The sequence below is a fragment of the Vibrio ichthyoenteri ATCC 700023 genome (assembly GCF_000222605.1).
Taxonomy (GTDB): domain Bacteria; phylum Pseudomonadota; class Gammaproteobacteria; order Enterobacterales; family Vibrionaceae; genus Vibrio; species Vibrio ichthyoenteri.
Genome location: NZ_AFWF01000270.1, coordinates 1 through 20619, shown reverse-complemented (window position 1 = coordinate 20619; position 20619 = coordinate 1). Strand labels below are relative to the sequence as shown.

23 protein-coding genes are annotated in these 20619 nt (G+C 43.9%); 12 read left to right on the top strand and 11 right to left on the bottom strand.

The annotated features are described in order from the left end of the window. Nucleotides 1–9 precede the first annotated feature (9 nt). The 5 genes from RH85_RS17945 (at nt 10) to RH85_RS17925 (ending at nt 4117) form a co-directional block, all read left to right on the top strand. Nucleotides 10–636 (top strand): DMSO/selenate family reductase complex B subunit, encoded by a 627-nt coding sequence (locus tag RH85_RS17945; RefSeq protein ID WP_006714130.1) that lies wholly within the window; start codon nt 10–12, stop codon nt 634–636. Further along, a complete protein-coding gene (locus RH85_RS17940; protein ID WP_006714129.1) occupies nt 633–1475 on the top strand; it encodes a dimethyl sulfoxide reductase anchor subunit family protein in 843 nt (280 codons plus the stop codon). Before RH85_RS17945 ends, RH85_RS17940 begins: the two co-directional genes overlap by 4 nt. A 90-nt stretch (nt 1476–1565) precedes the next feature. Then, entirely contained in the window at nt 1566–2219 is a 654-nt protein-coding gene (locus tag RH85_RS17935; protein WP_006714128.1) for a TorD/DmsD family molecular chaperone, read from the top strand. A 57-nt stretch (nt 2220–2276) separates the two neighbouring features. After that, entirely contained in the window at nt 2277–2864 is a 588-nt protein-coding gene (locus tag RH85_RS17930; RefSeq protein ID WP_006714127.1) for a ferredoxin-type protein NapF, read from the top strand. Nucleotides 2865–3175: 311 nt separating this feature from the next. Beyond that, nucleotides 3176–4117 carry a Dyp-type peroxidase gene (locus RH85_RS17925; protein WP_006714126.1) on the top strand — a complete coding sequence of 314 codons (942 nt, stop codon included), beginning with the start codon at nt 3176–3178 and terminating at the stop codon, nt 4115–4117. Nucleotides 4118–4242: 125 nt separating this feature from the next. On the opposite strand, the gene RH85_RS17920 is transcribed toward RH85_RS17925, so the two are convergent. Continuing rightward, a complete protein-coding gene (locus RH85_RS17920; protein ID WP_006714125.1) occupies nt 4243–4464 on the bottom strand; it encodes a hypothetical protein in 222 nt (73 codons plus the stop codon). A gap of 281 nt (nt 4465–4745) precedes the next feature. Here RH85_RS17920 and RH85_RS17915 point away from each other — a divergent pair, with 281 nt between their 5' ends. Then, on the top strand, nt 4746–5093 hold the full coding sequence (locus RH85_RS17915; protein WP_006714124.1) for a YajD family HNH nuclease: 348 nt from the start codon (nt 4746–4748) through the stop codon (nt 5091–5093). Nucleotides 5094–5207: 114 nt separating this feature from the next. Then, entirely contained in the window at nt 5208–5960 is a 753-nt protein-coding gene (locus tag RH85_RS17910) for a DUF2628 domain-containing protein (protein ID WP_241210413.1), read from the top strand. Between the two features lie 107 nt (nt 5961–6067). On the opposite strand, the gene RH85_RS17905 is transcribed toward RH85_RS17910, so the two are convergent. After that, nucleotides 6068–7042 (bottom strand): leucine-rich repeat domain-containing protein, encoded by a 975-nt coding sequence (locus RH85_RS17905; protein WP_006714122.1) that lies wholly within the window; start codon nt 7040–7042, stop codon nt 6068–6070. A 383-nt stretch (nt 7043–7425) separates the two neighbouring features. Between RH85_RS17905 and RH85_RS17900 the strand changes: the two genes are divergently transcribed. Beyond that, on the top strand, nt 7426–7686 hold the full coding sequence (locus RH85_RS17900) for a hypothetical protein (RefSeq protein ID WP_005594887.1): 261 nt from the start codon (nt 7426–7428) through the stop codon (nt 7684–7686). Between the two features lie 63 nt (nt 7687–7749). On the opposite strand, the gene RH85_RS17895 is transcribed toward RH85_RS17900, so the two are convergent. The 6 genes from RH85_RS17895 to RH85_RS17870 form a co-directional block, all read right to left on the bottom strand. Next, entirely contained in the window at nt 7750–8442 is a 693-nt protein-coding gene (locus tag RH85_RS17895; protein WP_006714121.1) for a pseudouridine synthase, read from the bottom strand. A 125-nt stretch (nt 8443–8567) separates the two neighbouring features. After that, nucleotides 8568–9284, bottom strand: coding sequence for a class I SAM-dependent methyltransferase (locus RH85_RS17890; RefSeq protein ID WP_006714120.1), 717 nt, complete (start codon nt 9282–9284; stop codon nt 8568–8570). A gap of 88 nt (nt 9285–9372) precedes the next feature. After that, entirely contained in the window at nt 9373–10692 is a 1320-nt protein-coding gene (locus RH85_RS17885; RefSeq protein ID WP_006714119.1) for a hypothetical protein, read from the bottom strand. Between the two features lie 39 nt (nt 10693–10731). After that, on the bottom strand, nt 10732–11313 hold the full coding sequence (locus RH85_RS17880) for a hypothetical protein (RefSeq protein WP_006714118.1): 582 nt from the start codon (nt 11311–11313) through the stop codon (nt 10732–10734). Nucleotides 11314–11349: 36 nt separating this feature from the next. Further along, entirely contained in the window at nt 11350–11940 is a 591-nt protein-coding gene (locus RH85_RS17875) for a hypothetical protein (protein WP_006714117.1), read from the bottom strand. Nucleotides 11941–11960: 20 nt separating this feature from the next. Then, the gene (locus RH85_RS17870) at nt 11961–12467 is read right to left on the bottom strand and encodes a DUF3087 domain-containing protein (protein WP_039949304.1); all 507 of its coding nucleotides are present in this window, start codon (nt 12465–12467) and stop codon (nt 11961–11963) included. Nucleotides 12468–12690: 223 nt separating this feature from the next. Between RH85_RS17870 and RH85_RS17865 the strand changes: the two genes are divergently transcribed. Further along, nucleotides 12691–13635 carry a hypothetical protein gene (locus RH85_RS17865; protein WP_006714115.1) on the top strand — a complete coding sequence of 315 codons (945 nt, stop codon included), beginning with the start codon at nt 12691–12693 and terminating at the stop codon, nt 13633–13635. A 79-nt stretch (nt 13636–13714) separates the two neighbouring features. Here the strand turns inward: RH85_RS17865 and RH85_RS17860 are convergent, their stop codons facing one another. Then, nucleotides 13715–14497 (bottom strand): ribonuclease H family protein, encoded by a 783-nt coding sequence (locus tag RH85_RS17860; protein ID WP_039949305.1) that lies wholly within the window; start codon nt 14495–14497, stop codon nt 13715–13717. A gap of 281 nt (nt 14498–14778) precedes the next feature. Here RH85_RS17860 and RH85_RS17855 point away from each other — a divergent pair, with 281 nt between their 5' ends. The 3 genes from RH85_RS17855 to RH85_RS17845 all read left to right on the top strand — a co-directional run bounded on the left by RH85_RS17855 (nt 14779) and on the right by RH85_RS17845 (nt 18451). Next, a complete protein-coding gene (locus RH85_RS17855; RefSeq protein WP_006714113.1) occupies nt 14779–16512 on the top strand; it encodes a leucine-rich repeat domain-containing protein in 1734 nt (577 codons plus the stop codon). A gap of 82 nt (nt 16513–16594) precedes the next feature. Next, complete coding sequence (locus RH85_RS17850; protein ID WP_006714112.1) at nt 16595–17470, top strand: PA3715 family protein; 876 nt, start codon at nt 16595–16597, stop codon at nt 17468–17470. An 84-nt stretch (nt 17471–17554) separates the two neighbouring features. After that, complete coding sequence (locus RH85_RS17845) at nt 17555–18451, top strand: lysozyme inhibitor LprI family protein (RefSeq protein ID WP_039949303.1); 897 nt, start codon at nt 17555–17557, stop codon at nt 18449–18451. Between the two features lie 70 nt (nt 18452–18521). Here RH85_RS17845 and RH85_RS17840 read toward each other — a convergent pair whose 3' ends face one another. Together RH85_RS17840 and RH85_RS17835 are read right to left on the bottom strand one after the other, a co-directional pair. Then, complete coding sequence (locus tag RH85_RS17840) at nt 18522–19310, bottom strand: phytanoyl-CoA dioxygenase family protein (protein ID WP_006714110.1); 789 nt, start codon at nt 19308–19310, stop codon at nt 18522–18524. 203 nt (nt 19311–19513) lie between these two features. Further along, nucleotides 19514–20619: glycoside hydrolase family 2 protein (locus RH85_RS17835; protein WP_006714109.1), on the bottom strand; the 1106-nt coding region annotated here is incomplete at its 5' end.

Below are 20619 nucleotides of genomic sequence, written 5' to 3'. Positions count from 1 at the left end.
AAATAACAAATGATTCAATACGGTTTCCACGTTGATACCAGCAAGTGTACTGGTTGCAAAACGTGTCAGGTGTCTTGTAAAGACAAAAGCGATCTACCTGTTGGCGTAAACTGGCGTCGTGTATACGAATATGCTGGCGGTGACTGGCTGCAGCACGAAGATGGCACTTACTCAAATGACGTATTTGCTTACTACATGTCGATCAGTTGTAACCACTGTAGCAACCCTGCGTGTACTAAAGCTTGCCCGACTGGCGCAATGCACAAGCGTGAAGAAGATGGCCTTGTGGTTGTGAACGAAGAAGTTTGTGTAGGTTGTCGTTACTGTGAAATGGCCTGTCCTTACGGCGCGCCACAGTACAACCCTGAGAAAAAACACATGACTAAGTGTGACGGTTGTTACGAGCGTATCGGCACTGGTCAAGACCCGGTTTGTGTGGAATCTTGCCCACTGCGTGCGATTGACTTCGGCCCAATCGAAGAGCTACGTGCGAAATTTGGTGACCGTGCAGATATCGCACCACTACCCGATCCACGCCTAACCAGCCCGAACCTTATCATCAGCACTTGTTCAAACAGCAAGTTGACTGGCGATAAGACTGGTAGCATTCAAAACCCAACGGAGGTGGGAGAATGAGCCAACTATCACTCGTCTTCTTTACAGTATTAGCACAAAGCGCGGCAGGTATGTTCATTGCGCTAGGTTTGCTTGAAATGTTCTTCAAACCGAATAACAAAGCGATGACTCGCAGCTTCATGGCAGTATTTGTACTGCTGGGTGTGGGTGCAATTGCATCGGTCACGCACCTTGGCCAGCCTTTGCGCATGTTCAATGTCATGTTTGGTTTGGCACACGGCAGCGCACTAAGCCTTGAGATTGTGGGACTAAGTTTGTTTGGTGGTGCAGCGGCAGCATATACAGGTATGCGCTTATTTAACCTAATGCCAGCAATGCAAAAGCTTGTACTTCCTGTTGCGATGATTTTAGGTGTTGTCTTCATCCTAGCCATCGCCAACGTTTACACGCTAACCACCGTTCCGACTTGGAACACATCATTTACCGCATTCCAGTTCCTCATGACTGCCGGTGCAGTTGGCCCTATCGCTGCGGCATTGATGCTTCGTGCTCAAAAAGCAGAAATGGGTGAGATGAATGCGGTCGAAGATTCACTCGCTGCGGGTGTTGCCCTGTTTGGTACCATCACTTTGATGGGTTACGCTGCGTATCTTGTTTGGCTGGGCCAGCTTGATATTCAACACAATCCATTTGACGTTGTTGGCTACGCATTCAACCTTGTAATGCTGCGCGTTGGCTTACTGCTTCTTGGCATGCTGCTCATCATTGTCAGCGCACTAAAACGCTGTGACAAAGCAATGTTTGCCGCGTTGATTGCCTTTATTTTCGTGCTTGTGTCTGAATTTATGGGTCGTGCCTTTTTCTACGATGTTTACATCAGCGCAAGCGCAGGTATGTAATCACCCATTGTAATAATATGATGCACTAACATCATTGGAAGGCTGAGAAATCAGCCTTCCCTTTTTGGATAACCTGTTTCTAGGTAAATTATGACAGAACAACAATTTCACACTATCGCGGGTTTATCCTTAGTAAGCCGTTTTTTTTACCAAGCCCTTCACCAAGCGCCAAGCGCCGAGTTCATCCAATCTATCTACCAAGATGAATTGATTGACCAATGGCCACTAGAAGTCGATAACGACACGCTAGATCAAGGATTGGCGTTGTTGAAAAACCAGCCAAATATGAACGCCATCGCGATGGATTTTGCCGATTTATTTGTTGGTCCAAACGCATTAAAAGCAGCCCCTTGGGCATCGGTTTACTTAACCGAAGAACAAACATTATTCGGTGCACCCACCGCGGCGATTAAACAATTCTATTTGCAGTTTGGTGTTGAAATTGACACCGGAGAGCACGAACCTGACGATCATATTGGTCTTATTTTCTGCTTTATCGCCCACTTATGTGAAATGGCATTACAGCAAGATATCGCCGACGATCAACCGTCGCCACTTTTGTGTGCGCTAGAGAAATTCTTGTCTGAACATGTCCTAACATGGGCTCCGCATATGCTGCATATTATGCGTGACGAAGCGACAACGGATTTCTATAAAGGCATCAGTTTGGCGGCTGAAGGCACCCTACGCCAACTAGCGCAGTTGACCAAAGCCGATTACCGTATCGTTCGTTTATATCGATAAACAACCGAATTTTATAGCGAAAGCCTCCCTAGTCACTCCATACAGCAAGCGAAGAACATGGCGGAAAAAAGCGACAAGTATTACCAAGCGGTAATGGAACACAAACAGATTAGTCGTCGAGGCTTATTTCGTGGCCTGTTGTCTGGCGCACAGAAAACCCACCAGCAAGTAGTGATTGAATCTTTTACTCGCCTTGTCGCAAGGCCGCCAACTGCTGTCGATGAAAGCGCATTAAATAAACTGTGTGACGGGTGTGGGCAGTGTGAAAAAGCCTGCCCACAACATGTGATCAGCATGATTGCAGGCAAACCTGAACTGCATCTCGATTGTAATTTTTGCACCCATTGTGGTGAATGCCAACGAGCATGCCCGACATTGGCACTATCCAATAATACCGCGTCAACCGGTGTCGTACCTCTGTTTAGCAGCTCTTGCCGTCGTCTACTCTATGGGTACTGTGATATGTGCGCGGAGGAATGCCCGCAACAAGCAATCGATCTAAGCGACAAGCGCCCTGCCGTGGTGAGCGACAAATGCAATGGATGCGGGCAATGCCGCATGGAGTGCCCAATGGGTGCGATCAGTTACACCCTAAACCCGATTATTCCGATTGCCGTTATAGCCAACGATCCATCTAATCTATAACCCCAATGAATCAACCAATGGCGACGGCCGTCGCCGTTGCTACAATCCGCTACAGCCCACTACAAACCGAAACAGATTGGCAACCACTCCCTAGTAATCACGCCTATTAATCTCCGCCCTTCAAACCTTTAAAGACTTCGCCCTATTTGACTGTTTGCAATACTTAACACGGCATTGTGATCTCAAAGTTCAATGTTGCAATATAAGCATGCATGAATACGTAAATCGCTAGATGGGTATATAGTTCTCTTAGTCGTTCAATTTTTATTGAATCAAATTTAGGTACAGGATGACATTAAAGGCTTCTTATGATGACGAATAACATTGCTGAACGCGCACAACAAGGTGTGCTATCTGATCCTTCTACGTTTGCAGAATACCTAACGTTTGTGCTGAAAAGCAGCGCTGACACCGAATCGATTCAAGATGCGCTCTCTCAAATTTCAGGCATTGAAAAGTCGATTGCTCAAAAAGATCCTAGCGCTAATTTGAGCATCACGGTCGGTATTGCCAAAACAGCATGGCCGCTGGTTTTACCTGATGTCGTAGTACCTAAACACCTAACAACATTTACTGAAATGCAAGATGGTGAGCGCCATTTTCCAAGTACAGCTGGCGATATCTTCTTGATGATCAAATCAGAACGCATCGATCTCAACTATCAAGCAGCTAAATATCTTCTAGCGGCCTTTAAAGAATCCGCTGAACTCGTTGAAGATATCCAAGGTTTCAAATATTTAGACAACCGTGATTTGATTGATTTTGTCGATGGGACAGAGAATCCAAAACACCAAGCGCGCGTGAATGCCGTTTTGGTACAAGACGAAGCGGAAATTCATCTCGGTGGTAGTTATCTCACCGTACAACGCTACGTTGACCGTGAACTGGCGTGGCATGAGCAGCCGCAGCACTATCAAGAACAAGTCATTGGTCGCACAAAGTTTGATAACATTGAACTCGATGATGACGTCAAACCCGCATGGGCGCACAACAATAAAAGTAAAGTGGTGATTGATGATCAGGAAATCAAAATGCTGCGTCAAAACCGTCCTTTTGGTAACGCATTAGAGCACGGTACGATGTTTATCGGCTTTGCCGCGGATGCGAATGTTATTGAAACGTCATTACGCCAAATGATGTACGCTGATGAAAATGGTGATTACGATCGATTACTGGATTTTGTCGATGCCAAATCTGGCGCCAACTACTTCGTATTATCGCAAACTGCGATGGATTTATTTGACGACGAATAGCAAAGAGATAAAAGAAACGCTGGCAAAGGTTTCTATCCATGAGAGGCGTAAGCGCAAAAACATCGCCTGCCTCCCATGGTCATTAAGAGGATAATGAGAAATTCAATCTAGCTACAAAACTGCAATTACTGCGCGCTCGCGTGATACTCGATTCTTTCCTCAATATAATCCTCTTCGCTGTACCACATCACGACACCCTCATAGTGATGCTCACGCAAAGCCGCATCAATTTGCGCGGCAATACGCACCGTCATTTTGAACCAGCCATCTTCTTGTTCTAGTCCATCAAGCCATTCAGCCGCTATCGCTTGTGCTTTACTGTCTAACTGTAAGCTCATCAAATTCATTGGTTATTATCCATTAAAGAAATCTGTTTTTTTACCGACACACGTAACCTGAGAAATCATCTCTTGCATTAGTTACCCTAACGGTTATTTTGCGCGAATCGTATCACAGGTTTACGTATTGTAGAGAAAGATAACGCGTAAAGAGCGCCACGTTCATTCCAATCACACTGGCACTTATTTTTCCCACTATAAGATAAATTTCATCATTGGGGATTGGTGCCTAAAACACGGTTTGTGGTAGAGTATTTTCAATTCCATTTAAAAATGCTGTAGGCTTAAATATGTCGTCTGATTACAACGGTTCTAGCGCCGCTTATGCTCGTCAAGAGCACGGCTACCGCGAAAAAGCACTGAAACTTTACCCTTGGGTATGTGGCAAATGTGCCCGTGAATTTGTTTATTCAAACTTACGTGAACTTACCGTTCACCACGTTGATCACAACCACACCAATAATCCTGAAGATGGCAGTAACTGGGAGCTGTTATGCCTATATTGCCATGACCATGAGCATTCGAAATATCTTGATCATGACCGCTATGGCGTTGAAGCCACAGCGCGTCTTGATGACCATGTCGGCGCAACCCATAACCCATTTGCTGATCTTGCTAAGATGATGAAAAAGTCATAAACGACAAAGCTTCTTGCGTAAACGTCATTCTTTAAAAAGGCTTTCCCTATAAACGGGCAAGCTTTTTTTCCACATCTAAAAGATAAAATATTTTATTATCAATCGATTACATTATTGCCAGTTATTCAACCTTCTATCGAATTTTATGGCATTATGACTATCGCTGCACATTGGTGCTTGCACAACCCTATGGTTCCAACCAACAAAAGCCAGATAAATACTATGACGGATACGACGGAACAACCGCAGAATATCGATGAACTCAATGTCAGTGATAAATGGAAACGCCGCTTCAAGCTCTATGCTGCGCTCAATGCTGATACCCAAGGCCGCGACACTTTTGTAAAAACGCAGGCGTTTAAACAGCTTACATGGCGGGAAAGATACAGCCTCACCAGCAATTTATGGGCATTCTTTGGTGGTTTTATTTATTACTTCATCAAGGGCATGCATTACAAAGGCGCAATGGTTCTAACCTTAACCATGCTATGGGGATCAACACTGAGTCTAATCGATTTTTTGACCGGCATGTCTGTGCCAAGTTCAACCTATTGGATTGCGCCAGGAGCCGCTTGTTCGATGCTGGCAAGCTTAGACTACTATCGAAAAATCCAGTGTGGCGAAATAATGTGGGCTTCTTGGCCTAACTACTTCCATAAGAAAAGCAGCGTTATCACCCTTGCTATCGCATCCATTGCACTCAACATTGGCTCAGTGATGTTTATTCTCGATCACGAGTACTACACCGATGCGGTGACCGATATCAAAGACGCAGTGCAAATAAAATGTGGGCTAAACCGCATCTACGCGCTGCCCTCAGAGGTAGAGATCCTTGGTGAGCAAGGTCTGTGTAGTTTGCTTGACTAGCTGGCTTGATGAACATCAGCTTGCTCGACTAAATAGAGTGACAACCTTTCATCACCGGTTTTTACGACGTTTTAGCCAAGGTAAGATAGGTACGGCAAGTTCCTATCTTAGTTTGTTTTCCTACAGCCCTTTTTTTCAAGTAAAGTACCTTGATCAAAAGCCAGCGGTTCTAAGCCCTCAAATGCATACGGCAATGCAACTTTAGTCAGTTGATTGCAAGAAAATGCGCCGCGTTCTATGCGCGCGACTGAAGTAGGAATATCGACATGAGTTAGTCGGTTATTCGAAAACGCCGATCTTGCAATGACTTTCACTTCATCTGGTAGCGTTACATTCTCAAGCTTATTATTAGCAAAAGCCCTTTTACCAATGCGTTCAACACCGTCAGGAATCACGATCGTTTTCAGCTGATTATCATGAAACGCTTCCTCTTCAATCTTAATCACTGATTCTGGAATAGTGATCTGAGTGAGTTTATTTTCAGCGAACACGCGAGTAGGAAGAGTTAACAGAGATTTAGATATCGTGACATTCGTTAAATCGTTATCCAAAAATGCGCCCAGTTTCACCACCTGCACTGAATCGGGAATAACGACGCTGGTTAATCGATTATAAGCAAAAGCTTTCTGTTCAATATTCTCCACCGAAGCAGGAATGGTCACGTAACTAAGCTTATTTTCAACAAATGCAAGAGGACCAATAATACTAATCGAATCTGGGATTTGCACACTTCTTAACTGATTGTATGCAAATACTTTTCTTTCAATAATGGAAAGCGAAGAAGGAATCGTAACATGTGTGAGTAAATTTTTTGAAAATGCACCATCCGCTATTCGAGTAACCGACAAAGGGATTGTGATTTTCGTTAGGCGATTGTGGCGAAATGCCTGCTCACCAATACGCACCACCGTCTCCGGAAGGGTCACATGCGTTAACTCACGGTTATAAAATGCTTCGGTGCCAGTATGTCGATCAAAGGTGACATCTTCTTCCGTAATTTTGTATGAGCTATTACAGCCAACTAAAGTGAGCGATATAACCCAACTGGCTATCCGTGCTCCAATACTGTTTTTCAACTTCATATTTAAAAAGCATGCAGTTCGACTCACATTCAATGTTAATCGATACATTACGCAGCATAACTCAACCATTCAAGACGCTAGAATGTACCTGATAACTAACGCTTTAGCACACCAAATTAACATTCTCTTGGTTAATTATTGACTTACATCATCATGTGCATGATTTTGCGTAAACAATTTAGCCAAACCACCTCTCCATCGCCACTTTCGCCGGCATAAAAACACCGTTTTGGGGCAAAAAACACGAGGTGTACGATAGCATAGCCGCTCTGGGCGACTCTTATGCTAAAATAGCCCCATCAGCTATATAAATGACATCTCATTTGTTTACCTGACGGCAGTGAATTTGTCCTGCCTTGATTATCTAATGAGGTTATAAAAACATGAGCAAATTAAGTTCAGCTGAACGCAAAGCGCGTGATAACGAACGTTTTTCACAACGAGTGAGTGAACGTCGCGAAAAAGGTGAAGATATCGTTGCGTATGCGCTTACGAATAAAAAAGCAGTGAAGTTTTTGACTAAGTCAGAAAAGAAAGCACTGAATGAACGTAAAGCGGCTCTACAAGAAGAACTCAAACTCAAAGAGCAAGAAGAGCTAAAAAGAATTGAAGAATCGTTTATGGTAGATCCAAACGAAGACTAAATTTTTACCCTGCTCACTCCACAATGGTTTGGGCAGGGGTTAAATTACACACTAAAAAGCCCTTTATTTATCACCAAACGACGCAACTTCATCGTCGGTTAGATAGCGCCATTGCCCTTCGGCAACATCCAACTGAATCTTACCGATTTTCTCCCGATGCAAAGAAACAACACGGTTGCCCACCGCTGAAAACATCCGTTTCACTTGATGAAACTTACCTTCGGTAATGGTTAACAACACCTCTTTCGGCTCAACAACTTCTAATTTGGCAGGTCGCGTCAGTTCCGTTTCACCTTGCAGGTGTATCCCTTGTTTAAAGCGATCTTGAACATCTTCCGCTATTGGGCGGGATAAACCCACACGATAAACTTTTTCGCACTCTTTGGTTGGAACCGTAATATTGTACGACCAACGACCATCATCAGTGATCATTACCAAGCCAGTCGTATCTGCATCTAAACGCCCGACAATATGCAGTTCAGAAACATTCTCTACCTCAACATAATTAAATAACGACGGGTAAAGCTCATCAATATTTGAGCAAATGGTGCCGGCCGGTTTATGCATCAAAATGTAGCGAAAAGGACGAGGAAGCAAACGCAAACCATTAAGCGTAACGATATTATTCTCATGTACCTGCATCGCTTCATTAAGTAAGGTTTCACCGTTAACGGATACTTCCCCATTATGAATAGCTTGATGGACTTGAGGTTTGATCAGTTGGGTGCTTTTACAAATGAATTTATCAAGGCGCATGAGAAGTTTAATTGGTTAACAGGAATTGGTGAGCATTATCCCCACTCTCTATCAATTAGCAATAAAGCACTGCCCAGTTTCGTCTCGGCAGAGCTGCAATGTAACAGTGCTGAAATTAAATCCGCTTAAACCCGACAAATTTGGTATGTTGAATAATAAATATCAACCATGATTTTGTGCTCAGCACTGGTTTGATTGAGTAAATTCACAACCACAGTAAATGTGTTTTCGACTCCAAATATTTCCGTCAGGGCCTTGTATCGACGCAGAGATGAGAACAAGACATGAGCTAACTGCTCGGAACTGACAGATAAACACAACTGACCCTGATGAACTTTGACTTCGTGCAATTGGCTAAAACCAGTAAAATTTTCAGCGTGGTTATATTGAGAAGAATCGGCACTCGTATTGACACCTAACTGTTGCATAAAACCCGATAGCTGTACTGCAAAATCATAAGCAACGACAAGCGCATTCTGGCGACAAACTCGTAATAGCTCCTGCACCAACAAGTCAGATTTTGCGTAGTATAGAGAGCCAGCAAACGTCACGATATCAATTGAATCATTATGTTGGGGAATCGACTCTCCGTCGCCTAGTTTATAGCTTATTGAAGCGCAAGGTGTCGCCTGAGCGAGCATCGCTTCACTAGGGTCAATACCAACAACCTGCTGACAATAATCACTCAGCGCTTGTGTCGACACCCCAGTCCCACAACCAATGTCGAGCCCGGCCGGAAATACATTATCTGATGGTAATACTTTCGCTAGGATCTGACGATGTATCGGCGGACGATAAGCGGCGTAGTGTGTTGAGACTTCGCTATTGTATTCTTCGCTCATGCTTTTATCCTAAAGGTAGGGTTATTGCGCAATCTAAAATCATGATTGCGCATATCGACGCTCAAATATAACTATATCATTGATAAATCTAGTTATTCATATACTCTCGAACTTGGTTTACATCATCAAACACACGATTTAACTCGTAGAATCTTCTGCACCTGTCAAATTTATCATCGCTACGTGTACAGCTTATGCGTAGCTTCTCTTTCACTCTCGGAACCGACTGTGCATATTCTTGACGAGTGATCATATCTGGCATGAATGGACGCAAATCAACGCTGTCAAATCCTTCTCGCAATGCTGGCGCAATGTAGTAATTCACTGCGACGTCTTCGTAATCCAATGTATTGCGTTTTTGGCCCTCAGTAATCACATAATAGCGATATTCCATGCGATCAAATTGGCAATGTTCATAAGGTTGACGCAAACGAGTGACGCCGTCACGTTCACTGAAATACCACTTGCCAAACTGTAACGCTTTTATATGATCCTGCGGAAAGACATCAATTGACTTTTCAGGGTCTAGCCAAGAGTAAGCCGTATCATTCTTTTCGTGCCCATTGTTTTGAGAACGTCCCTCACAGACAAGATAATCTTCATCTTGCGCTCTTTCGAAACAGTTAATAGGCAATCGTGTATTTCGTCCAATATACGTCATATCGGATAATTGGAATTCCAGCGTTACTTTTTCTTCATCGCCCCATAGCGGCGCATCTCTCTCATCATTGTTTAATATATAGACTCGCCAAAAAAGTCGATCATTTTTTACATCAACTAACATGCTGCCCGTTGAGCGAAAAAATTTACCTTTAGCAACGGGAACGCCTTCTAGAGTGGATGTATTTGCCAATTCATTTTTTTCACCCGTCGCAAGGTCATATTTAGCGATCATTCTATGAGGGTCTGATAGCTCCATATAGGTTTCATTGCGACTTGGCATAAAGTGACCACAGTATTTCGTCTTTATTTTTTCACGCGTTTTTAGGTCAAAAATAAAACAGTCTCTATTATTACGTCTTAATTTTACATAACGACCATCATATGAACGAACTATACTCGCATCTTCTAAACTGTAGGTATTCTTGGGAATTTCCAAGCCATAGACTAAAATACGAACGTCACTGCCATCCATATTTGCAATGTAATAATTTTTATTAAAACCAAACATTTGTTGTGGTTCTGTATGATCTGCATTCCAAGCCTCTAAGCTAGGATTGTCTGGAATTGTCATATTAATATTCCAAATAACCTGGCCAGCACGATCAGTAAACTCTTGATATTTTACAATATCATCAATTTGCTGCTCTCGCGTCGTAGGCGTTTCCTTACCGTAGTTTGCTAGCAAATACGCCAAGCCGCCCACCGATATAAGCGCGATCAAGATAACTACTATAATTTTTTTCATTTTTATTTTCTCAATATCAACGACTGTGCTCGACTATGTTTATTCTTCAGCAAGAGACAGGCCTGCCTGCTTCAACGACGCAATATAATCCTTAAACTGACGCTGATAAGATTCTTCATAATCCGCCCGCGTTGGAATTGCTGGGAAGAATGACGCTAAATTCGTACTGTTTATTTTTTCTAATGAAGATTGAGAAATAAATATTGAAGCAGAGAGGTCATTTGGCACAATCACATCTTCTCTCTCTGTGTTGTAAAAGCTGTAATGGTAAACAACCTTGTCAAACCAACCACTCTCTTCGGGTTGTTTATTACGAACAACTTTCAACGGACGAGATGGTTTACCACTCTCCCACACTTTGTTTTTAGTGATCAATTGAAAGTCATTATATTCATAGCTTAATGGGTCCGTACTTATATAGTTGCCTGCTCGTTTTCCCACACCACATAAAACAAATTTACCAAATTCATTTTTAACCTCGTCACCGTCGTCATACTTGCAGTCCCCCTCAATACGACGTTCATCTATACTTGCATCTGAAAGTCGATATGTCGTGTAATAGTAATAATTTCCTTGCTCAGCAATCCAATAGAAACGGTCATTCGTCTCATCAACAATCACGCCTCTATTGCGTTTTTCTGGCGAACTCGTGATGCCTTAAATTTCCACGCTTTCGGGCAACATTGGCGTTTTTTCTAAGCTTTGTAAATTTAACTTATAAGGCAAATTATTGATTTCAACATAAGCACTAATCCCATCCGCTGAGAAGCTATAAACGCGACTTAACTCCTCAATGGCAAGCTTGTCTCCTGTCTTTAAATCATACAAGGAGCGATTCTGGGAAAAGTACTGTCCTGTTGGGGATCGAAGCACACCATCAGAATTGTAAAAGCGCGGGATTTCTTCGTTAATTGGCAATTTGCGAACATCACTACCATTCAAGTTCATAATGTAGAATGCCGACAAAGGTTGGTAGTAAAACATCAATTGTGGCTGCTCATGTTGAGCGTCCCACTTTTCCAATGGACGCTCACCCGACATATCAACATAGAGCTCCCAATCCATCGGTTTTTTGGTCATTCTCGTTTCAGTCGATTCACCTTTAAATTTTGGAAAGGATCTTTCTCTAACCATCTGGTCAATCTGCTGTTGCTCATCCAGTGGGATGTTATTCTCTTCATCGTTTGACCACGAGTAGCTGGAAAAAAGCGTAGAAACTACGACCAAACCTAACGTAAACCGCTTCATTTCTGTTTCGTACCTTTAAATTAAAATGCTTTAAGTAAATCTGAATTGTATCGGCTGATATCCAGCTCAACATTGTACTGCTCAAGCCATTGATCAAGCTGAGATTGCGCTTCATTAAGGCTACTCATGGTGATAGTGTTGTCATCGAGTTGCCATAACTGGCGTGAGCCTGCATAACTAAACTGCAGTGCGAGCATCGCATCTTGATTGCCCGCTTTTGCCGCCGCGAGCAGCTTTCTATTCTTGCGATAGATAAGATTTAACGCCTGCTTAAGGTCCCACACATAAGCCACTTCACGCATTTTTGGCTGTGTTTTAAGCTTGAGTAAAACCACCACCAGCCCTATTGCGCTCAGTACGACACCAAGTAGGTTCCAATGAAAGTGCGACCCTTCTGGAGAAGGAAACAGATAAATTAAACTCTGAGATATGGCAAGGCTCGATATCGCCAAACTGGCAATGCAGGCGACGATGACGATATTTAAACGTGAACGGTATAGTTGCTTATCGATAGTCTGTAATTGCATGAGTAATCCGTTGTGCATGGCCTGTCTAAAATCCTACCGACAGCCTTTAATAAGGCGATAATTATACACCTTTCAGTCAGTCACATAAGTGGTAGTTTTAAAGTTACCTGCCTCTAACTGTAAACTCAAGCATTCAACAACCATTGAGTAACCGTCACATCACTAGATACATAGCGCCATTTAGCAAGTACACTACTGCCATCAGAACTCGTTTTAAATTGCTATGCCAAATCACGCTCATACCTCTATCGATATCCCGTTTAATTGTCGCCATATTTGTTGGTTTTGTGGTGAGCCTTCATCTCGAAGCCTGCTCTTTCCGCGTCATGCGAGCAAAAAATCACAACACACCGCGCTCAGCGTGCCAGCCTGTAGCGAATGTGATTCAATCAAATATCCCAGCAAGGTCGATTCAATTTGGGTGCTGCGTGCTTACCTAAAACAAGCCTTGATCACCAAATACACCAAGCACCTCGCCATTGGTGAAAACTGGACAGAACAAGAGCTGCTTGAAAGTAATTTTTCAGGGGCGATTTTGGGTGGATTTGGCCAAAGCGCGTGGCAGATGTATGAGATTGCCAAACAACGTATAGCATTTGAAGGCTGGCCGCTCAGTATTGACGACCTACCTTTCTATACGCTCGATGACACCAGTGGCTTTGAATTCAATGGTACACGTTATTCGTCGCTCAGTGCCAGTATCGATTTTTTTGTCGATGCAACTGGCATCGATAAAGATCTACTGACTGAACTGGTGGATATCGTAACGACGAAACAATTTGCTTATGCGCTAAAGATCGCCAAATTGAATAAGCGAATTTCGCCAACTCGTCGTCACCAAATCATCGAAGAAATAAGCCTACAAGAGGCAGAAAAGCGTGAGGCCGAATTTGAGCGATTAACTCAAAGCACCATCAATGATGCCATTGAAGAGGTTGAAGTTGCTGGTGCTCTTGCGCCTATCTTTGCGATTCAGTGGGCGATGGAAAAAGGCGCCCGCACACTTGCTGACTTGTGCGCGTTAGAAGATGAATATTTTGACGAATTTGAGCATTTAGGCGGGGCCGCTGCGTTTGCTTCTTATAACGGGTTACAGCTCTATTTGAACGCGCGAGAAGAGGCCGATTGGATAGAGGCTAACGATCCGAATAAGGATTTATGGCGCTAGAAACCGTTAAGATCCCCACTTGCGTCAAAAAAGGGCAAGCCATGATGTGACTTGCCCGTTTATTGATTTTACCTAGTGACTAGCCACGCCGTGAGGCCAAAATCTCTTCAATGTTCGATGATTCGCGGTATAGACTCAGCGCAGCTTCTTGCGATTCAATCGCAATAATCGACATACGGTCCGCCAATTCATTGCCTTCAATGCCCACGTGGCCGTTAACGTGATAAATCGTCATCTTAGATTTGATCTGCTTATACAACGCGTACATTTGCTGGATCAATTCAAGGTTTTTGATTTCTCCCCCCTGCTTCACCCAGCCTTTTTTCTCCCAACCGGCCGCCCATTGCGTAATACACTGAATCGAATACATTGAATCGCAGTAAATCGCGACGCTCAGCCCTTGCTCGCTTTTCTGTTGAGCCATCAGAAAGGCTTGGTATAAACCATTCAATTCAGCCGTATTGTTGGTGCCCATGCCTTGATAAAGTCCATACCACAACTCAGACAGTTGGTTATCTTGGTAAATCGCTAAACCCGTACCCGCCTCGCCCGGATTCGGCTCACACGCACCATCGGTAAAGATTTTGATATCGAACAGCATCTCTGTGATTTGTTGCTGGCTAAGCGGCGCCGCTTTGGGCTTTTTCGCCACTTTAGAAGCCGTCGATTTAAACCCTTTGCCAGCTGGACGGCTTATACTCGCGCTCGCTTTGCCACCAAACGCAGCTTCCGCCTCTGCTAACGTAGGAAACGATTTAAATCTTGCGCCAGCGAACTTATCAACCTGCGCTTGGCATTGTGCCCACGTAGTAAAAATGCCAGTTTCACGCCCTTTCCAGACAACGTAATATTTTGTAGCCAATGTCTTAATCTCTCGAAGTAATGAAACGTAAAAGTAGCCCAATCTCGCCAACACCGATGTTAACACTTGCAAGCCGCTATAGGCGGTTTAAAAGCCAATAAATCTTTGCCATTTGGCGCTGTACCCGTAATGAAACCTAAGGTTTTGATTCAAATGTCACACTTCGAGTGTAAATGAATCAACTACTTATATCGTAGCGCACTCGCTTTGTGGTAATTTCGCCGTCTCAATTTGGCAATTCATATTTCCTAAGCACGCTTTATATCAAGGACATAGCAAACATGAAAACCTCGACGTTATCGCTCGCGTTACTAACTTCCGGCCTACTGACCTTAAATGGTTGCGCTCTATCCCCGACGCCGCAGTTGATCAGCGAGGTTAACTTTGTCGACCCCAATTTCGCTCAATGTGTTGAAGAAACTGGCGCGACTGAACTTGCACAAGTGACTGAGTTAAATTGTAACGGCCAACAAATCCGTGATGTAAGCGAAATCCGCTATATGCCAGCACTAACGGATATTGTGCTGCTAGACAACCAGATTAGCGAAATTGATGTCAGCGATTTGAAGCAGTTAGAACGCCTAGTTCTTGGCGGAAACCAACTCACCTCTATCGATATTTCTAGTAACCCGACGTTACGTAGCTTGAACATTTCAGGCAATAAACTCACCGAGATTGACGTCAGCGACAATCCTGAACTGATTAGCCTGTATGTGTATAAAACACCACTTACTAGCCTTGATGTTAGTCAGCAAAGCAAACTAAGAGATCTTGGTGTTAGCCGCCATCAGTTGTCTACAATCGACCTGTCGAACAACCCGCAACTTAAGATGTTGAACTTATCGGTCGGTACGCTCGAAAACATCGACTTATCGCACAATCCAAAATTGGCATTTCTTTACCTGCCAAGTAACCAATTGTCGCAGCTTGATGTAAGCCAAAATCCAAATCTAAAAGTCCTGTCGGTGCGTAATAATCATCTGCCAGAACTGATGCTAGGTCAAAATGCCAAACTCGAGAAAATCAAAGCCGATTATAACCAAATTGATCATATTGAATTTAATTCACAAGCACCGCTACGCGAGCTTGAATTGAACAATAACCGCATTGCCGAGTTGGATCTCGCACCGTTTACCCAAATAGATAAACTGGTCGCGTTTAATAATCCTCTACGCACTTTAATCTTTAACGTCGACTACTACCCTGAAATGCTGTCGATTGAAGGCACACCGGTGGCATTGGCAAACAAACCGCTCGATCAACAAGGCATCGCCAATTTGCTCTCACCACGAGTGAGCGTGATTGAAGGTGGCACCATCAGCCAAAACGGCAGCCAATATAACATTGTTGCTAGCCAAATTGTGATGCCAACCATTGGCCAGTATATTGGTTTTCGCTATGCCGTCACCTTACCTAAAAATGCTCAAGGTGAAGTCAGCCCAGCACTGGCAAATCAAAAACAATTCCCGATCACCGTGCGCATGACTCACCCAACCATTACTGATCCGAAAAGTGGTAAAGGCTTCACCACATCAAGCTGGAACGACACCATGCTCGCCCATGATAGCAACTTGGCCCTGTGGTACTTTGGCGAAAAATACGAGTTAGTCGAAGGTCGTTGGACGCTGGAAATCCTCTATCGCGATTCGGTGATCGCCAAACGCTCATTTATGCTACTAAATGCCGATGACAACAGCGCTGAAAATCAAACCAACGATCCTCGTTTTACCATGGCGACACTGATCAAAGAAGGTGAAGGGGTGTTGTGTGCGCAAGACAAATACCGCTCATGCCTAGCATTCGATAATCCAAAAAGCTGTGTGTCGGCATTAAAACCTTATAAAGAACAATGCCAGCAAGAGGCACTAAAGGCGATGGAGCCTCATCTTCGTCAAACCACTCAAGCACAATTAAAAGCTTTCTTTAGCTCTTATACTGCGTGTATGGCGAAAAACTATATAGAACACGACAGCAATCTGGATGTTAGCCAAGTCGGTAGCTGTTTGCTCAAGTAGCTAATACCAAAAGCAGTGCAAGCAAAAGTAATCCAACTAAAGCAGCTCACTAAAAGTAACCCAGTAAAAGTAAATAAGAACAATGCAATTATCACTTAATGCTGTAAAGCTTACTATCGCGACAGCTCTGCTGTCGCTGATCTCTTTTTCTGCTAGCGCAAATGACTTTTGTCAGCAGAATTTACTGCCGATTCTAAAACAGGCTTACCCAACGGCCACAGCGCTTACCAATAATGATGGTGAGCCTTATCAATTGCAGCTACATGATGAATACAAACGCTCTATCGACCTAGGTTTTAGCTCACAGGCAGTGTGCAAAGTATGGCCTTCCAAGCCGGAACTAACCCTACTCGCGGTGAAGCTTGATTATTATGAAGAAGAGCAACTGGGATGGGCAGCTTCAACCGCTGATCTTGAAATCTTGGTGGTCGACACCAAATCCAAACAGATTTTGGCGCGCCAACTTCTTGTGGATGCACTTTTCTCCGATGCAATATCAGTTGATTCGATAGCACTGGATACCGCGCGATATCATTTAAATGATCACATCACCGCCTTTGGAGTCACCGTCAAACGCAGCTCGCATTCTGGTCCAAATCCTTATAACAGTAAAACGCTCAGCTTGTTTCAATTTGACGCAACTCAGCCCCAAGGCAAGCAAATTTCATTATTGGTCGACAGTTTGATTGTTAATCAATTTGGCGGTGAGAGTGATACCACCTGTGCTGGTGAGTTTTGGCGTACCAAACGTATTGTGATCATCAATAATGCTAAGCAGCAAGCGCCTAACCTGTCGCCATTGACGGTTAAAACGCAAGTTAAGCATTTCCGCAGTACCCGAGAGGAAGATTCCTTTGATTGCATCGATAGCACTATTGATATCAAGAAAGAAACTACCACGCTGCGCTTTGATGGCACGCAATACCCTGTCGCCAAAGAGATGCGGTATCATTTCTAAACCTTTAATCTATAAATAATGGATTTATAGATAACGGATTACTCGTTAACGAATTGCCAAGCTGTGATGATAAAGAGAATTAAAATGATAACGATCGCGCCTCGACGACGAGCAGATAACCTCTTTCTTTCCGCTAACTTATTCTTTTTTAGCAGTTTATTACTTTTTAACAACTTGGCGTATGCAGCCAGTTTTGACTGCACCCAAGCAAGCACCTCGGTAGAAAAAAGAATTTGCAGCGACGACGACCTTTCCGCTCTTGATAGCCAATTACAAACTCACTATCAGCGCTATCTTGCACTAGCGAAAGAGGCTCAACCACAGCATGGAAATCTGTCGCAACAAATAGACCTAACTCAACAAATAAAGCAGCAGCAACGTGAATGGCTGAAAACACGTAATCAGCAATGCTCAAGCCTCTATCGCTGTATGAACAGCTACAGCCAACGCATTGTCACACTCAAGCAACTTGCCGATCAACAAGGCTTACTCAATCAACTCGCCACAATCACCGACAGCAATCAACTGATTTGGTTAAAAGAGTTTGCCCTACTGCGCGATGATTTTTTTGCCGCTTACACCAGCCAACTGTTGGGTAAAAAACGGCGCTTAACCTCAAAGGAATTTACAGCCTTGATGAGTGGCCCTCCTCAGGCTTATCAGGACAATGGAGAAGTGGTGATCGCGATGTCGTGCCGTCAGCATTCGTGTCCTGAAAAAGGCGTAGTCGCTATAGATAAAAGCACTACGAATAAAAGCACGACTAATAAAAGCAAGGCAGCGATGGTATTTGCGGCCGTTCATTACACGGATGAAATGGGCAACAGCCAAATTGATAAACCGACGCTGACTTTCTATTATCGCGATCCAGCACTTTTTGAACGCGTCAAAGCAGAGATACTGGCGGTTGTGGCGGAACACGTCACCGTTGTTCAAGTTAACGAGGTTCTTGTAAGCGCCAATGAGCGGGAAGAATTATAGGTAAATCGCGAGTCAATGAGTGGATGACCCATGTCGCTCATCCACTACAACATTATGTCTCTTGCCTTGCTTAAGCGCACACCATCGACTTCAGGTGCAGCGTGTTGATAAACAATCTTGGGTCAGCAATATTCTTCAGCATGGATTGCGTGGGTAAACAATCGTCATCAACGTAATCGACATAATCCGCCGCCGAATCAAAAATCAAAATATCCAACGCTAAACGATCCAATCCGTATAATCCTCGGTGTATCATATCTGCCGAAAATACCAATAGATCCCCTGCCGCTAACGCAATCTGTACGCCACCGGAAATGCTGTCATTGCTCACCTTGCCATTCACTTCTTGGCGAACATTGTATTCTTCTTCTTTGTCCCAACGCTTGTGCGTTCCGGGAATGATCTCCATACCAGGCTCATCAAATAAAGGCACGCGAAGATGGAGCACTTGCGTTTCTTGTATGACTCTCATCTGATCTTCAATGTCATAGTCATACTGGCAGTCGCGATGCCAAAAATCTTTCTGTTGTGGGTTAACAGGATTAAAGAACAGTTGAGTATTCATGAACGCAGGATTGTCCGGTATTACCGCATCGACCACATCCATGATTTGTTTTGAGCTAATAAAGTCAAACAGCATGGTTCTATCGCCAGTGGGTAAATATTCGCTGCCGGTAATTAAAGACGAGTTAAATGCCTCTTCTCGATAGAACTCTTCATTGTCCGCTTTCCACAATTCGTGGAACTTCAATACCACTTTTCTAAGCGATGAAATTTGAGCTTCATCGAAATAATTTCTGATCACAAAGTAACCGTACTCATCGTAACGGTGACTTAATTGTTGGCTGTTTTCTACCACTGACTACCTTCATACACTCTATACCGTTTACTGACCACGGCATTCTCGCGCGCATCATGCCAGACAGTCGCCATTCCACCAAGCAACGAATGCGGAGCCACCAAAGATCGCGCTAAGCCAAAAACCACAAAGGGAGCCAAAGCTCCCTTTTGTCTTTATAACCCCTCTAGTATTAATAATCTCGTGCGCTTAATGACCCAAACTTAATGCATCAAATGGTAGATGCGTAATGAATCGGCCATTGCCGCGAGATCCTCGCCTAAGAAAGTGATAGTCAGCGGTTGATTAGCCAGTAACGTGAAACTGGAATCGTCGAAGCGGCCAGCAGTATCACACTCTAAGTGCACAAAGAAGGCGGGTTTGTCGGCCACTAACGTAATTTGGCGGTCTACAATGCTCACTTCAATGTTTGCCTTCTCCATTGGCAATGTTTTTAGCTCATGGGTGCTAAACCATGTATTGCTGATACGGGTTTGTGCACCGTGTGATTCGACATAGAAGAAGCCGGATTTTAGGTCTAGCGCCTTAAACTCATCATCTAACTGCCAAACCACTGTGTTACTGTCTGGCGATGCAGTGTGTTCTATCGGCCATTGCTGTTTTACGTTACCTTGCCAATCCACCCATTGAAGCTGCGCGTTAACGGTGACGGATTGCTTGCCATCATTCAACAAATGCAGGCTCAACTTGCCCTTATGTTCTGAGAACACCAAATACTGCGGGGCAAAAAAACGCTTCGTATGGTGATGCAACTGCTTCCAGCGGCCACTGTACTCCAAGCTAGACCAAGAGCTTACCGGCCAGTTGTCATTCAATTGCCAATAAAGCATACCGCGACACACTGGCGATATGGCGCGCCAATGATCGCAAGCGGTTTTGATGGCCATTGCCTGTTGTACTTGGCTTAGATACAACATCTGTTCAAAGCCCGTCGGGAAACGGTAATAGCGCGTGAACATCTCGGTGATGATGCTATTACCGCGCGGGTTCTTTTGATGTTGCTCAAAAGTCGCCGATGTCACGTTCCAATCTTGCTCGGGCACAAACTGCTTCACTTCAGCAAAAGATGGCCATGATTGAAAACCAAATTCCGAGCAAAAACGCGGATTAACGTCAAGATAAGCCGCAAATGATTTGCCTGAGTGCCAAACATCCCAAAAGTGCATATCACCTTTGCTGTCGTCATGCCACGCATCGCCAAAATCCAATTCGCCATTACATGGAGAGCTAGGCCAGAAGCGACGTGAATCATCTTGCTGGCCGATAACTTGCTCTATCATTCGATTGAGGCGATCGTAATTAACGGTGC

Excerpts from the sequence above, each read along its gene's own strand:
- RH85_RS17945 (WP_006714130.1), top strand. The coding sequence starts at position 10 with ATGATTCAATACGGTTTCCACGTTGATACCAGCAAGTGTACTGGTTGC.
- RH85_RS17940 (WP_006714129.1), top strand. The coding sequence starts at position 633 with ATGAGCCAACTATCACTCGTCTTCTTTACAGTATTAGCACAAAGCGCG.
- RH85_RS17935 (WP_006714128.1), top strand. The coding sequence starts at position 1,566 with ATGACAGAACAACAATTTCACACTATCGCGGGTTTATCCTTAGTAAGC.
- RH85_RS17930 (WP_006714127.1), top strand. The coding sequence starts at position 2,277 with ATGGCGGAAAAAAGCGACAAGTATTACCAAGCGGTAATGGAACACAAA.
- RH85_RS17925 (WP_006714126.1), top strand. The coding sequence starts at position 3,176 with ATGACGAATAACATTGCTGAACGCGCACAACAAGGTGTGCTATCTGAT.
- RH85_RS17920 (WP_006714125.1), bottom strand. The coding sequence starts at position 4,464 with ATGAATTTGATGAGCTTACAGTTAGACAGTAAAGCACAAGCGATAGCG.
- RH85_RS17915 (WP_006714124.1), top strand. The coding sequence starts at position 4,746 with ATGTCGTCTGATTACAACGGTTCTAGCGCCGCTTATGCTCGTCAAGAG.
- RH85_RS17905 (WP_006714122.1), bottom strand. The coding sequence starts at position 7,042 with ATGAAGTTGAAAAACAGTATTGGAGCACGGATAGCCAGTTGGGTTATA.
- RH85_RS17900 (WP_005594887.1), top strand. The coding sequence starts at position 7,426 with ATGAGCAAATTAAGTTCAGCTGAACGCAAAGCGCGTGATAACGAACGT.
- RH85_RS17895 (WP_006714121.1), bottom strand. The coding sequence starts at position 8,442 with ATGCGCCTTGATAAATTCATTTGTAAAAGCACCCAACTGATCAAACCT.
- RH85_RS17890 (WP_006714120.1), bottom strand. The coding sequence starts at position 9,284 with ATGAGCGAAGAATACAATAGCGAAGTCTCAACACACTACGCCGCTTAT.
- RH85_RS17885 (WP_006714119.1), bottom strand. The coding sequence starts at position 10,692 with ATGAAAAAAATTATAGTAGTTATCTTGATCGCGCTTATATCGGTGGGC.
- RH85_RS17875 (WP_006714117.1), bottom strand. The coding sequence starts at position 11,940 with ATGAAGCGGTTTACGTTAGGTTTGGTCGTAGTTTCTACGCTTTTTTCC.
- RH85_RS17870 (WP_039949304.1), bottom strand. The coding sequence starts at position 12,467 with ATGCAATTACAGACTATCGATAAGCAACTATACCGTTCACGTTTAAAT.
- RH85_RS17865 (WP_006714115.1), top strand. The coding sequence starts at position 12,691 with ATGCCAAATCACGCTCATACCTCTATCGATATCCCGTTTAATTGTCGC.
- RH85_RS17855 (WP_006714113.1), top strand. The coding sequence starts at position 14,779 with ATGAAAACCTCGACGTTATCGCTCGCGTTACTAACTTCCGGCCTACTG.
- RH85_RS17850 (WP_006714112.1), top strand. The coding sequence starts at position 16,595 with ATGCAATTATCACTTAATGCTGTAAAGCTTACTATCGCGACAGCTCTG.
- RH85_RS17845 (WP_039949303.1), top strand. The coding sequence starts at position 17,555 with ATGATAACGATCGCGCCTCGACGACGAGCAGATAACCTCTTTCTTTCC.